Source organism: Neobacillus sp. DY30 (genome assembly GCF_030123065.1).
Taxonomy (GTDB): domain Bacteria; phylum Bacillota; class Bacilli; order Bacillales; family Cytobacillaceae; genus Neobacillus.
The window spans coordinates 1,039,955-1,053,777 of sequence record NZ_CP126093.1 but is presented as its reverse complement, the minus strand read 5'-3'; the positions used below and the strand labels follow the sequence as shown (position 1 = coordinate 1,053,777).

Genomic DNA, 13,823 nt, shown 5'->3' with positions numbered 1-13,823 from the left:
GAGGTTCCTTAATGGATGAACAGCTACTTAGAGATTAGAAGATTTCGCGATGACCAAATGATTTGGGTTTCCCGCAATCACTTACTGTTAAATCAACTTCATGATGAAATCATCCAGCATGTCATTTCAGTTGCAGTTAAACAAACGGAACAAAAGTACGGCACCCTTCCCTGCCCCTTCACCTTTTTCATGATGGGAAGTGCTGGCCGGTTTGAGCAATCCATATGGAGCGATCAGGATCACGGGATTATTTATCAACAACAAGGGGCAGAAATAAATGAATACTTTTTGGAATTAGGAAAAGAAATCTCACACGGTCTGAAGCTTGCCGGATATGAGTATTGTGATGGAGACGTTATGGCTAGTAATCCTTTATGGTGTAAATCAATTTCCGAATGGAGGCTTCAATTAGTAAATTGGTCCAACGACTCAAACTGGGAATATATACGCCATTTATTGATTTTTATTGATGGCAGGTCCCTTTATGGTGAAGCTAGTTTTTTAGAAGACTTAAAAATAGTAGTATATGGGACTATCCATAAAGAGAACCTTTTTAAAAGAGTGCTTAATAACACACTATACCTAAAAAAAGGCATCGGTATATTAGGTCAAATACTCACGGAAACACACGGACCACATACAGGCTCCTTAAATATAAAAGAAAAAGCCCTCTTTCCATATGTAAATGCAGTTCGATTATTGGCTATAAAAGGGAATATCCTTGATACCTCTACTATTTCGAGGCTTGAAAAACTGTCCGAAATGGAACTTCCTTCTATAAAGAGAAAATTATATAAGCAGCAGTTCATAAAATTACTAAACTTTCGCCTATCGCTATCAAAACCAGATAATTACGAAAATAGCCACTATCTGCCTATCTCCACTCTCTCAAAAAAGCAAAAGGAAGAAGTAAAAGAAATTCTAAAGAATGGAACAGCATTGTATAAATATGTAAGAAATTTAATAGAAAAGGAGGATACCTAATGGGAATGAATGATATGATTCAATTTTTCAGACAGATGTCTGGCAGACTTGGTTCTAATATTTATGCAGGTGTTCAAGGGCAAACCAATATGCAAAATATTTCTTTCATCCGACAGCTGCAAAAAGAAATGAAAGAAAACAACTGCCTAGACACACATCTTGAGGAATTACAGGTTGTTGTATTTGATTTAGAAACTACCGGTTTCTATCCTGAAAAAGGAGATCATGTCATCTCCATCGGCGCAATCAAAATGACCGGCAGCCAACCTTCGAAAACAGAAACATTCTATTCCCTGGTACATTCTCCACAACCCATTTCAAATGAAATATCTACCTTAACCAACATTACGAATGAGGAATTACGCAGTGCACCTTTTGTATCTGAAGTTTTAATGGAGTTTTACAAATTCGTTAAGAATCAAACGCTTGTCGCCCACCATGCCAAGCATGAACAGTCTTTCATGCAAAAACTCTCATGGGATTTATTAAAAACTAGATTCGAACACAGAATTATTGATACCTCCTTCTTACTGCGTTTAGCAAATCCAGTGCTTAAATCTATTCCACTTGAAGACGCCTGCAAGGAATGTGGTATAGAGGTAATCAACCGTCATCATGCCCTTGGCGATGCGAAACTGACTGCTTATATTTGGGGTCATTATTTGGAGCTTGCGCAATCCATGGGTTATAAAAACCTTCGTGAAGTTTACGAATACCTCGCGAAAATTAGATAGTAGAATAAGAGAAAAACAACTATAGTAAAAAACTAATGCACGTTCCTTCACCATCGATCGACCGTGTAAACTAAATTGTTTTTTTACTTGACAATAGTAGAAACCTCGTGAAAAATGACCCCTTTCTACCCTTCTTTTTTGACCTCAAAAAAAATTTTTTTACTATTTTTATTTTTCCCCAACCTTAATCTGACAAGGATGAAAACGCTATCAATATTTCTAATTTATTTGAATTGTCAGATTTTTGTGTTGACCAAGATTTAGAATGGGTGTAAGATAACTGAAAATATAATTTGAATTAAATATTCTAACAAATGAACATGCCTTCGCTTTTCACTAAAATTAGGAGTTATGGCATGGGAATTTTTTTACAAAGGATTTTAATTACCTAAAGCGTTGTATGAATAAAAGGAGTGGTTAGGTTGGGAAGTCAATGGATATTCCTTGGCGGAGAGTTCGTCAAGAAAGAGGATGCTGTAGTTTCAGTTTTTGACCATGGATTTTTATATGGAGATGGAGTATTTGAAGGCATTCGTGTTTACAGCGGAAACGTCTTTAGACTCGATGCCCACCTAAAAAGACTGTTCGAATCAGCACAATCCATTATGTTGAAAATTCCTTATACACAGGAAGAAATGACACAATTAATTGTCGATACGATCAGAAAAAATGAATTAGACAGCGCCTATATTCGTGTCGTTGTTTCACGAGGTAAAGGAAATCTCGGACTGGACCCTTCCTCCTGCCCAATGCCAAACGTTATTATTATCGCTGAGCAATTAGCCTTATATCCTAAAGAATTTTATGAGCAAGGAATTAAAATTGCTTCTGTACCGAGCAGACGAAATCGCCCAGATGTACTAAGTCCACAAGTTAAATCACTTAACTATTTAAATAATATTCTTGTTAAATTAGAAGCCAATCAGGCTGGTGTGCAAGAAGCTTTAATGCTCAATGATCAAGGATATGTTACAGAAGGCTCAGCTGACAATATCTTTATTGTAAAAAATGGCGTTATTTACACTCCTCCTGTTTACTTAGGAGCATTAGAAGGAATTACCCGAAACGCTATTATAGATGTAGCAAGAGCAAAAGGGTATGAGGTTAGAGAATCTCCATTTACTCGTCACGATGTTTATGTCGCTGACGAAGTATTCCTAACCGGTACAGCTGTTGAAGTCATTGCAGTCATCGCAGTCGATGGCCGTGAAATCAGCGGCGGCAAACCAGGAAATGTTACAAACGACCTTTTAGAAGAATTTAGAAAAATCGTAACAACAGACGGAGTGGCTTGCTACCCAGAATCAGCAAACCACGCCATTGTCAGTTAGGAGAATATAAATGCGAAGCGATATGATTAAAAAGGGGATTGACCGTGCTCCCCACCGCAGCCTATTATACGCAACCGGGGTAACTGTAAAGGACTTAGATAAACCATTTATCGGTGTCTGTAACTCATTCATTGAAATTATCCCTGGACATAAACACCTTAATCATTTCGGTGAGATTGTAAAAGAAGCGATACGAGAAGCTGGCGGAATACCTTTTGAATTTAACACAATCGGTGTAGATGACGGAATTGCAATGGGTCATGTTGGAATGCGCTACTCGCTTCCAAGCCGTGAAATTATCGCTGATAGTGCAGAAACGGTAATTAATGCTCATTGGTTCGATGGTGTATTTTACATTCCGAACTGCGACAAAATCACACCAGGAATGTTAATGGCAGCAGTCAGAACCAACGTCCCTTCTGTTTTTGTATCAGGTGGTCCAATGGAAGCAGGTGTTTCTTCTACCGGAAAAAACCTTTCTCTTACTTCTGTATTTGAAGGAGTTGGAGCATACCATAGTGGAAAAATGACTCAGCAGGAGCTGCTTGAAATTGAAACTGCAGCATGCCCTACTTGCGGATCTTGTTCCGGAATGTTTACTGCAAACTCCATGAACTGTTTGATGGAAGTGTTAGGCATGACGGTTCCGGGTAACGGAACAATTGTAGCTACTTCTGAAGAAAGACACGAGTTAATTCGACAAGCAGCAAAACACTTAGTTGAATTAGTGAAAAAGGATATTAAACCACGAGATATTGTCACTAAAGAAGCAATAGACAATGCATTTGCTTTAGATATGGCTATGGGGGGATCGACGAACACCGTTCTACATACCTTAGCTATCGCTCATGAAGCTGGTATTGACTATGATCTACGTGAAATTAATAAAATTGCTGAACGAGTTCCATATTTATCTAAAATTATGCCGGCGTCTGATTATTCTATGGATGATGTACATCGCGCTGGAGGAGTTAGTGCCATTCTAAATGAGTTATGTAAAGTAGAAGGTGCGCTCCATCAAGATTGTTTAAGTATTACCGGTAAGACTCTTGCTGAAAATGTGAAGGATGCAACAATAACAAATGAAGAAGTCATTCGGACTAAAGATAATCCATATAGCCCGGTTGGCGGTCTATCCATTCTATATGGAAACATTGCTCCCGATGGCGGTGTTATCAAAGTTGGTGCTGTTGATCCATCTATTAAAACCTTCCTTGGTGAAGCAATTGTTTTTGAGTCCCAAGATGAAGCACTGGAAAAGATTAATAATGGAACTGTTAAGGCTGGTCATGTTGTCGTCATTCGTTATGAAGGACCAAAAGGCGGACCAGGAATGCCAGAAATGCTTGCTCCAACATCAGCAATTGCCGGCCGCGGTTTAGGGAAGGAAGTTGCTCTCATTACTGATGGTCGTTTCTCTGGCGCAAGCCGTGGAATCTCCATTGGCCACATCTCACCGGAAGCTGCTGAAGGCGGTCCTATCGGGCTCGTTGAGAATGGCGACAAGATTCTCATTGATCTTGAGGCAAGAACGATTGAATTGATTGTTGATGACGAGGTACTGGCAGAAAGACGCCGTTTATGGCAAAAACCAGAACCTAAAATCAAATCTGGCTACTTAGCCAAATACGCAAAGTTAGTTACATCTGCCAACACTGGCGGGGTTATGAAAATATAGCAGTTAGTTACTGTCGCTTTAACCTGCTCAGGGTTTAGGCTCCCTTTTAATCGCCGAGGTTAAAGACATTACAGTATATTTGAAAAATTTATAGACAAAATCGATGACGGGAATAAAGGAATAAGATCATGTATTTTCAGAGAGCTGGGGTTGCTGTGAGCCCAGTAATACACCTTATTCCGACATCCTCCCTGAGTATTGAGCTGAACAGTCCTAACTTATTAGGCTCAATCGGGTGTACTCTAAGGCACCTGTTACAAAAAGAAGCGGTAATGGTTTTATTTTATCGCTTCAAGAGGCAGTATTCGTGAGGATGCTGTAAAACCGGGTGGTACCGAGAAATGGAAGGCCTTTTCTCCCCGAAATATTCTGCTGTTATCTTTATGACCTGCAGTTTATTCGGAGAGAAAATGGCCTTTTTTATTATACTGGTACGATAACTACACCGGTTCACTATTTAAAGATTTGAATATTCACAAGGAGGGAATACGAGGTGAAAGTAGAAGCAAAGCCGGATTTCCAAACAAGTACGGCACCAAAAACGGGTGCAGACCTGCTCATTGACTTATTAATTAATGAAGGTGTTGATACGCTATTTGGCTATCCGGGTGGTGCCGTTCTGCCAATATATGACGCGATTTATCGTGCAAAAGGCACCATTAAGCACGTCCTCTTCCGTCACGAGCAAGGAAGCATTCATGCTGCTGAAGGGTATGCACGTATAACAGGAAAACCCGGTGTTGTAATCGCAACTTCTGGTCCTGGTGCTACCAATTTGGTGACTGGAATTACTGACGCAATGATGGATTCTTTACCTCTAGTCGTTATCACTGGACAGGTAGCAAGAGGAATAATCGGAACCGACGCATTTCAAGAAGCCGATGTCATGGCAATTACGACACCTATTACAAAACATAATTATCAGGTTCAATCCATCTCAGACTTACCAAGGATTGTAAAAGAAGCCTTTCATATCGCTTCTACAGGGCGGCCAGGACCGGTTCTGATTGATATTCCTAAAGATATCTCTGCCGGAGAATTATTTGAAATTCCTGCAGAAGGAACGATTGACCTTCCTGGTTATCAGCCTACAACCAAGCCCAATCCGCTGCAGATCAAAAAACTTGCTGATGCCATTTCTAGAGCTAAAAAACCAGTAATTCTGGCTGGTGCAGGAATTCTTCACGGAAAAGCTTCAATAGAGTTAACCGCCTTTGCTGAAAAGCACAAGATCCCAGTGGTAACCACCCTTCTTGGGCTTGGAACTTTCCCAGCAAACAGCCCTCTCTCTCTTGGGATGGGCGGCATGCACGGAACGTATACAGCTAACATGGCAATGTACGAAGCAGATTTACTGATTAATATCGGTGCCCGCTTTGATGACCGGCTTACTGGGAACTTAAAGCACTTTGCTCCAAATGCGAAGGTTGCCCATATTGATATCGATCCTGCTGAAATTGGTAAAAATGTTCCAACACAAATACCAATTGTATCCGATTCAAAAGAAGCATTAGTTGAATTAATGAACCAGACAACGGAATCACCAGAGGCTGAAGATTGGTTAGCAACACTAAATAAGTTAAAAGAAGAGTACCCATTGTGGTATAAGCATGATCCAAACGGAATGTCTCCACAATGGTTAATTGAAGCCATTCATAAAGTCACAAATGGTGAGGCTGTTGTGACGACAGATGTAGGTCAGCACCAAATGTGGGCAGCTCAGTATTACAATTTTGAAAAACCGCATCGCTGGGTTACATCTGGTGGACTTGGAACAATGGGCTTCGGCTTCCCTGCCGCTATTGGAGCACAAATGGCGTCTCCAGGCAGCACAGTAGTAGCAATAGTTGGAGATGCTGGATTCCAAATGACTCTTCAAGAGTTATCTGTAATCTATGAACAGAATTTACCTGTTAAGATCATCATTGTTAATAACGGTGCCCTAGGTATGGTTCGACAATGGCAGGAATTATTACATGGTAACCGTATTTCAGAATCAATTTTGCATACACACCCAGATTTTGTAAAGCTTGCGGAAGCCTATCATATCCGCGGATACAAAATCGAAAGCCAAGAAGAACTGGTCACCAAGCTTCCTGAAGTGTTTGCCTATGATGGTCCTGTATTAATGGATTGCAGGGTGCTCCAGCAGGAAAAGGTCTTCCCAATGATTGCTCCTGGAAAAGGAATACATGAAATGATTGGGGTGAAACCATCATGAAACGGATTATATCCTTAACCGTTCAGGACCGAAGTGGTGTATTAAATCGTGTCACGGGCCTATTACAGAGACGTCAATTTAATATTTCAAGTATCTCGGTCGGTCCAACTGAAACCGAAGGCATTTCAAAAATGACCTTGGTAGTTGAAGTCGAAGATGAACAGCGCCTTGAACAAGTTACAAAACAATTAAACAAGCAAATTGATGTTTTAAAGGTTTCAGATATTACAGATAAGGCGATTGTCGCACGTGAACTGGCTTTAATTAAAGTAGCCGGCAGCTCACAGCTCCGCAGTGAAATTAACGGGATCATTGACCCCTTCCGTGCCTTGATTATTGATGTCAGCAAAGATAGCCTAGCGATTCAAATCACAGGCAGGCCAGACAAAATTGACGCGTTGATTGACTTACTTCGCCCATATGGAATTAAAGAGATTGCTAGAACAGGACTAACCGCCTTCTTGCGCGGACATCAACCACAAGTTAACGAGTTAACTACCTACTCTCAAATAAAATAAACATTTTCGAAGGGATGATTATAATGGCAAAAGTATTATATAACGGAGATATTCAAGAGGCAGTTTTACAAGGAAAGAAAATCGCAGTAATTGGTTATGGATCACAAGGTCATGCACATGCATTAAACTTAAAGGAAAGCGGATTTGACGTTGTTGTTGGTTTAAGAGAAGGAAAATCTTGGGACAAAGCAGTTGAGGATGGTGTTGAAGTAACTTCAGTTGCAGAAGCAACTCGTCAAGCAGATGTCGTAATGGTTTTACTTCCAGATGAAATGCAGCCTAAAGTTTACGAAGAAAGCATTAAACCAAACCTTGAAGCTGGCAACGCATTAGTATTTGCACATGGTTTCAACGTTCATTTTACACAAATCGTTCCTCCAGCTGAGGTTGACGTGTTCCTAGTTGCACCTAAAGGACCAGGACATTTAGTTCGACGCACTTATACAGAAGGCGCTGGTGTTCCAGCACTATATGCAGTTTACCAAGACTACACTGGCCAAGCGCGTGATTTAGCTCTAGCTTATGCTAAAGGTGTCGGTTCTGCACGTGCAGGTGTATTGGAAACTTCTTTCCAAGAAGAGACAGAAACAGATCTATTCGGAGAACAAGCAGTTCTTTGCGGCGGTACTACTGCCTTAATCAAAGCTGGTTTCGAAACTCTAGTAGAAGCTGGTTACCAGCCTGAAGTTGCTTACTTTGAGTGTTTACACGAATTAAAACTAATCGTTGACCTTCTATATGAAGGAGGATTAGAAAACATGCGTTATTCTATCTCTGATACAGCTCAATGGGGAGATTTCGTTTCTGGACCACGTGTTGTTAACGAAGATACAAAAGCCCGCATGAAAGATGTATTAACAGATATCCAAACTGGTGCATTTGCGAAAGGCTGGATCTTGGAAAACCAAGCAAACCGTCCACAATTTAACGCAATCAACCGCAGCGAAAACAATCACCAAATTGAGGTTGTCGGCCGTGAGCTTCGTGAATTAATGCCATTTATTAAAAAACCTGTAAACCAAAAGAAAGAAGCTGTGGTAAATGGTTCACGTTAACATCTTTGATACGACACTGCGTGATGGTGAACAATCTCCTGGTGTAAATTTAAACCAGCTTGAAAAACTGGAAATCGCTAGACAACTAGAAAAGTTTGGTGTTGATATTATGGAGGCCGGGTTTCCGGCTTCCTCACAAGGGGATTTCGAGGCAGTAAGAGCAATTGCCCGGAGTATTAAAAACAGTTCCGTCACAGGCCTGGCAAGAGCAACCAAATCGGACATTGACATTGCGTGGGACGCATTAAAGGATGCTGCAGAACCAAGGTTGCATGTTTTCCTTGCAACCTCCCCTATTCATATGAAATATAAATTGTTCAAAACACCTGAGGAAGTCATTCAAACCTCAGTCGATATGGTGAGTTACGCAAAACAAAGATTCCCTCATATCGAATGGTCTGCTGAAGACGCATCTCGTTCAGATCTTGATTTTCTTGTCAAAATCATTACGAAGGTTATCGACGCAGGAGCAACTGTCATTAACCTCCCTGACACGGTAGGGTATGCCACTCCAGCAGAATATGGTTACATGTTCCGTTATATTCGAGAAAACGTTCCAAACATCCATAAGGCTTCACTTTCCTGTCATTGTCATGATGATTTAGGAATGGCTGTAGCCAATACACTAGCTGCTATTGAAAATGGAGTTACCCAAGTCGAGGGAACGATTAACGGGATTGGGGAACGTGCCGGGAATGCCTCACTAGAGGAAGTCGCAGTAGCACTAAATATTAGAAAAGATAAATACCCTTATACTACGAATCTTGTTTTAAAAGAAATCAAACGTACTAGCGACCTTGTCAGCCGCTTTACAGGAATGATAGTTCCCGGTAATAAGGCTGTAGTAGGAAAAAATGCTTTCGCTCATGAGTCGGGTATTCATCAGGATGGAGTATTAAAAAATACATTAACCTATGAAATTATCACTCCTGAAATGGTCGGTATTCAATCCAATGATTTAGTTCTTGGTAAGCATTCTGGACGTCATGCCTTTAAAGATAAAATTGAAACTATGGGCTTTACATTATCAGCTGAAAAGCTTCAAGAAGCATTTACAGCTTTTAAACAGCTCACCGACCGTAAAAAAGAAGTTACAGATGAAGATTTGTTTACCATTTTAACTGACATCCAAACAGCAGTTGCTGATATTAAAAAATATGAGCTTGTGGCTTTCCAGGTTCATTATGGTTCAGCCAACCTCCCTACCGCAACAGTTGCACTGAACACGCCAGAAGGTGTTCGAGTAGAAACTGCCCGTACAGGTTCAGGAAGTGTTGAAGCACTAATGAATACATTAGAAGCTCTAATTAAAGAAGAAATTCATCTTACTGATTATAAACTAAATTCCGTTGGTCAAGGGCGCGACGCATTGGCTGAAGTACATGTTAAAATGACGGTTGATGGTACACAAGTAAGTGGCCGCGGATCAGCTCAGGACGTATTAGAAGCTTCTGCTAAAGCATTCTTAAATACTGTAAATCGTGTATTATTCAACACTAAAGCTGTTGCGCAAGCTCAAGCTGAACTAGCTCAAGCATAAAAACCTTTCTTGAGGCGATGTAAAAAATGATGAGGAGGTTGCTTCGAATGAAAAAACGTATTGTATTACTACCTGGTGATGGGATTGGCAAGGAAGTTATTAATTCTGCACATGATGTATTGAACGCTATTGCTGAAGAATTTAACCACAGTTTTACCTTCGAAACCCATGAAATCGGAGGGGCAGCCATTGACCTTCATGGAACTCCTCTGCCAGAAACAACAGTCGACGCCTGTAAGCAGGCGGACGCGGTATTATTAGGTGCGGTTGGCGGCCCAAAATGGGATAACAACCCCTCCCATTTACGCCCTGAAAGAGGATTACTCGGTATTCGTAAGGCTCTAGATCTATATGCAAATTTAAGGCCGATTAAAGGGTTTAAAAATTTGCTTCATGCTTCTCCTTTAAAAGAAGAGGTTGTGGCAGGCAGTGACTTATTGATTGTCCGTGAACTAACAGGCGGTATTTACTTTGGTACTCCAAGTGAACGCCGCGACAACGGTCAAACTGTCGTTGATACACTTGCTTATACACGTAAAGAGATTGAAAGAATCGTAGACAAAGCCTTTCAAGCAGCACAAGGACGGAGTGGACACCTTACTTCTGTTGATAAAGCAAACGTATTAGAATCCAGTAAAATGTGGCGTGAAATTGTGGAAGAGAAAAAAGCTCAGTATCCAGACGTGGTGGTTGAGCATGTATTGGTTGACGCGGCTGCAATGAAATTGATTACAAATCCTACTAAGTTTGATGTCATTGTGACAGAGAACATGTTTGGTGACATTCTTAGTGATGAAGCGTCTGTTTTAACAGGATCACTTGGAATGCTTGCATCTGCATCCTTGAGCGAAGATGGTGTTGGTTTATATGAACCAGTTCATGGCTCAGCACCAGACATTGCCGGCAAAGGGATTGCTAATCCATCTGCAATGATTTTATCAGCTGCATTAATGCTGCGTTACTCTTTCCAACTGAATGATGAGGCAACATTAATTGAAGACGCGGTACAGTCTGTATTAGATAGTGGATTCCACACAGCAGACCTTCACATTCCTGAAGGAAGACAAGTGGGAACAGAAGAAATGACACGTCTAATTGTTGATTATATTAAGTCCCAAAACGCATCAAAATGTATCATGAGCTGTTACGTTTAAATTACTCGCAGCTGGGCTCATAAGTCCAGCTGCTTCTCCTTATCAAGGAACTATTATCCGGGGACAAACTACCCCCTCTCTACCAAATCTATAAATGTGAGGAAGGACATTATGCAAAAACCAAAAAATATTATTCAAAAAGTTTGGGAGCAGCATGTTGTACATCAAGAAGCAGGAAAACCTGATTTACTATATATTGATTTGCACCTTGTTCATGAAGTAACCTCTCCTCAAGCATTCGAAGGATTACGAATGAACGGCCGTAAAGTGCGCCGCCCAGATTTAACATATGCGACAATGGATCACAATGTCTCAACCCGTGATCGAAACGTAATCAAGGATCCAATCTCAAAGAAACAAATTGATACATTGAAAGAGAACTGCCAAGAATTTGGCGTTGAACTTTCAGACCGCCAACATCCTGATAATGGGATTGTTCATGTAATCGGTCCTGAGCTTGGTCTTACACAACCTGGAAAAACAATCGTATGCGGTGACAGCCATACTTCTACACATGGTGCGTTTGGTGCCCTAGCGTTCGGAATTGGGACAAGTGAAGTAGAGCATGTCCTAGCAACACAAACACTTTGGCAAGCACCTCCTAAAACAATGAATGTTAAAGTGAATGGAAAGCTTGGTACAGGTGTAACAGCGAAGGATTTAATCCTAGCAATTATTGGAAAATTCGGGGTTCAATTCGGAACCGGTTATGTAATGGAATATACAGGTGAGGCAATCCGCTCCCTTTCAATGGAAGAGCGTATGACCGTTTGTAATATGTCGATTGAAGCTGGTGCTCGAGCTGGCTTGATTTCTCCTGATGAAACAACTTTTGAATACCTAAAAGGACGCAGACATGTTCCTAAAGGTGAGGCTTTCGAGGAAGCAGTTGCAAAATGGCGCGCCCTTGCCACTGATGAAGGTGCACAATACGATGCAGTGGTTGAAATTGAGGCTTCTGAGGTTGAACCGCAGGTTACATGGGGAACGAACCCAGGTATGTGTATCCCGATTACAGCATCTGTTCCTAATCCAGATGACGAAGCAAAGTCTAATAAGAAAGATGAAATTTCTCGTGCCCTTCAATATATGGGACTTGAAGCTGGCCAGCCTATTTCAAGTGTAGAAATTGATCATGTCTTTATTGGTTCTTGTACAAATTCACGGTTAAGTGATTTGCGTAAAGCGGCTGATGTCGTACGCGGGCACAAGGTTAATCCAAAGGTGAAAGCAATTGTCGTACCAGGTTCATTTAGTGTAAAATTGGCTGCCGAAAAAGAAGGAATTGATCAAATTTTTAAAGAAGCAGGCTTTGAATGGCGCGAAGCGGGCTGCAGTATGTGTCTTGCCATGAACGATGACATCGTTCCTCCAGGCGGTCGCTGTGCCTCTACTTCTAACCGTAATTTTGAAGGCCGTCAAGGAAACGGGTCTCGTACCCACCTTGTAAGTCCTGAAATGGCTGCAGCTGCTGCAGTTGCAGGTCACTTCGTCGATGTCCGCAAGTTCACTGCTCAGGAGGTATTATAATGGAACCACTACGCATTCATACAGGAATCGTTTGTCCGTTAAATCGAAGTAATGTTGATACAGACCAGATTATTCCAAAGCAATTCCTAAAAAGAATTGAACGAAGCGGCTTTGGACAATTTTTATTTTATCACTGGCGCTTTGATGATGATGGTAACCTTCGAAAAGATTTTTCGATGAATCTCCCAAAATATCAGGGAGCCTCCATCTTAGTAACGGGTGAAAACTTTGGCTGTGGTTCTTCTCGTGAGCATGCTCCATGGGCGATTCAGGATTTTGGCTTTAAAGTCATTATTGCGCAAAGTTATGCAGATATTTTTAAAAATAACTGCGTAAAGAATGGTATTCTTACGATTCAAGCAAGCGAAGAACAAGTTCAAAGTATTATGCATAATGCTGAATCTGAAGGATATTCATTAACTGTGAATCTAGAAGACCAGGTAGTTTATGATAATCAAGGTTTAGAAATTAAGTTCGATATTGCTCCATACCCAAAAGAAATGCTGCTTAACGGCTGGGATGAAATTGGAGTAACTCTGAACTATGAAGATAAGATTTCACAATATGAACTTGCACATAAATAAATAAAATGAGCTTGGACATCCAAGCTCATTTTTCTATTGTCTTGGTGCTAATAACATCACCAAAACTCCTATTATACATATTCCGCCGCCAATCCAGTCGTATAAATCTGGAGTCTTTTTGTCAATGCCCCACCCCCACAGAAGCGAGAGCACAATGAAAACTCCCCGTAAGCCGCATATACTCTTCCGAATGATGGGAATGCCTGAAAGGTAGCTATCTCGTCGTATAAGACGAGCACCACTCCTCCAATTAGTCCCCAGTAGGATGGCTTCCCTTCCCGCAGTCATTGCCAAATCAAATACCCCCCTCCTATCTCTACTATGCCTGCTAAAATAAATAATAGAGTTGCTTGAAACATACAATCACATCCTCTGTTTTTTTCCTATATAACACTTATGCGATTTGTCTTCGAGACCCTCGATGAAAGACAAATTTTCTGCCGACTCCTACGATTTGTCCTCAAGGCCTCCGATTGAAAGACAAATCTTTCTAG

General features: G+C 41.0%; 11 protein-coding genes and 1 pseudogene. 11 read left to right on the top strand and 1 reads right to left on the bottom strand.

Translation table 11 applies throughout. From position 1 onward, the window contains the following. The first annotated feature begins 15 nt into the window (after positions 1–15). From QNH29_RS04965 to leuD, 11 genes are all read left to right on the top strand, one after another. Positions 16–984, top strand: coding sequence for a DUF294 nucleotidyltransferase-like domain-containing protein (locus QNH29_RS04965; RefSeq protein ID WP_283863737.1), 969 nt, complete (start codon positions 16–18; stop codon positions 982–984). After that, a complete protein-coding gene (locus QNH29_RS04960; RefSeq protein WP_283863736.1) occupies positions 984–1,718 on the top strand; it encodes an exonuclease domain-containing protein in 735 nt (244 codons plus the stop codon). Before QNH29_RS04965 ends, QNH29_RS04960 begins: the two co-directional genes overlap by 1 nt. A 422-nt stretch (positions 1,719–2,140) precedes the next feature. Further along, positions 2,141–3,049: a branched-chain-amino-acid transaminase gene (ilvE, locus tag QNH29_RS04955; RefSeq protein ID WP_283863735.1), complete on the top strand. Its 909-nt coding sequence runs from the start codon at positions 2,141–2,143 to the stop codon at positions 3,047–3,049. 10 nt (positions 3,050–3,059) lie between these two features. Beyond that, the gene (gene ilvD / locus QNH29_RS04950; protein ID WP_283863734.1) at positions 3,060–4,727 is read left to right on the top strand and encodes a dihydroxy-acid dehydratase; all 1,668 of its coding nucleotides are present in this window, start codon (positions 3,060–3,062) and stop codon (positions 4,725–4,727) included. A gap of 493 nt (positions 4,728–5,220) precedes the next feature. Continuing rightward, positions 5,221–6,948 carry an acetolactate synthase large subunit gene (ilvB, locus tag QNH29_RS04945; RefSeq protein WP_283863733.1) on the top strand — a complete coding sequence of 576 codons (1,728 nt, stop codon included), beginning with the start codon at positions 5,221–5,223 and terminating at the stop codon, positions 6,946–6,948. Further along, the gene (gene ilvN, locus QNH29_RS04940; RefSeq protein ID WP_283863732.1) at positions 6,945–7,466 is read left to right on the top strand and encodes an acetolactate synthase small subunit; all 522 of its coding nucleotides are present in this window, start codon (positions 6,945–6,947) and stop codon (positions 7,464–7,466) included. The genes ilvB and ilvN overlap by 4 nt, the downstream gene beginning before the upstream one ends. Positions 7,467–7,489: 23 nt before the next feature. Further along, positions 7,490–8,521, top strand: a complete 1,032-nt coding sequence (gene ilvC, locus QNH29_RS04935; protein WP_283863731.1) for a ketol-acid reductoisomerase — start codon at positions 7,490–7,492, stop codon at positions 8,519–8,521. Next, positions 8,508–10,061 (top strand): 2-isopropylmalate synthase, encoded by a 1,554-nt coding sequence (locus QNH29_RS04930; protein WP_283863730.1) that lies wholly within the window; start codon positions 8,508–8,510, stop codon positions 10,059–10,061. The genes ilvC and QNH29_RS04930 overlap by 14 nt, the downstream gene beginning before the upstream one ends. Before the next feature lie 47 nt (positions 10,062–10,108). Continuing rightward, positions 10,109–11,215 carry a 3-isopropylmalate dehydrogenase gene (leuB, locus tag QNH29_RS04925; protein WP_283863729.1) on the top strand — a complete coding sequence of 369 codons (1,107 nt, stop codon included), beginning with the start codon at positions 10,109–10,111 and terminating at the stop codon, positions 11,213–11,215. A 111-nt stretch (positions 11,216–11,326) separates the two neighbouring features. Further along, positions 11,327–12,745, top strand: coding sequence for a 3-isopropylmalate dehydratase large subunit (gene leuC / locus QNH29_RS04920; protein ID WP_283863728.1), 1,419 nt, complete (start codon positions 11,327–11,329; stop codon positions 12,743–12,745). Further along, positions 12,745–13,329, top strand: a complete 585-nt coding sequence (gene leuD, locus QNH29_RS04915; protein WP_283863727.1) for a 3-isopropylmalate dehydratase small subunit — start codon at positions 12,745–12,747, stop codon at positions 13,327–13,329. Before leuC ends, leuD begins: the two co-directional genes overlap by 1 nt. A 33-nt stretch (positions 13,330–13,362) precedes the next feature. Here leuD and QNH29_RS04910 read toward each other — a convergent pair. After that, positions 13,363–13,688, bottom strand: a pseudogene (locus tag QNH29_RS04910) (YnfA family protein). Between the last annotated feature and the right edge of the window lie 135 nt (positions 13,689–13,823).

Coding starts and splice junctions, on each gene's coding strand:
- QNH29_RS04965 (WP_283863737.1), top strand. CDS start 16: ATGAACAGCTACTTAGAGATTAGAAGATTTCGCGATGACCAAATGATT.
- QNH29_RS04960 (WP_283863736.1), top strand. CDS start 984: ATGGGAATGAATGATATGATTCAATTTTTCAGACAGATGTCTGGCAGA.
- ilvD (WP_283863734.1), top strand. CDS start 3,060: ATGCGAAGCGATATGATTAAAAAGGGGATTGACCGTGCTCCCCACCGC.
- ilvN (WP_283863732.1), top strand. CDS start 6,945: ATGAAACGGATTATATCCTTAACCGTTCAGGACCGAAGTGGTGTATTA.
- ilvC (WP_283863731.1), top strand. CDS start 7,490: ATGGCAAAAGTATTATATAACGGAGATATTCAAGAGGCAGTTTTACAA.
- QNH29_RS04930 (WP_283863730.1), top strand. CDS start 8,508: ATGGTTCACGTTAACATCTTTGATACGACACTGCGTGATGGTGAACAA.
- leuB (WP_283863729.1), top strand. CDS start 10,109: ATGAAAAAACGTATTGTATTACTACCTGGTGATGGGATTGGCAAGGAA.
- leuC (WP_283863728.1), top strand. CDS start 11,327: ATGCAAAAACCAAAAAATATTATTCAAAAAGTTTGGGAGCAGCATGTT.
- leuD (WP_283863727.1), top strand. CDS start 12,745: ATGGAACCACTACGCATTCATACAGGAATCGTTTGTCCGTTAAATCGA.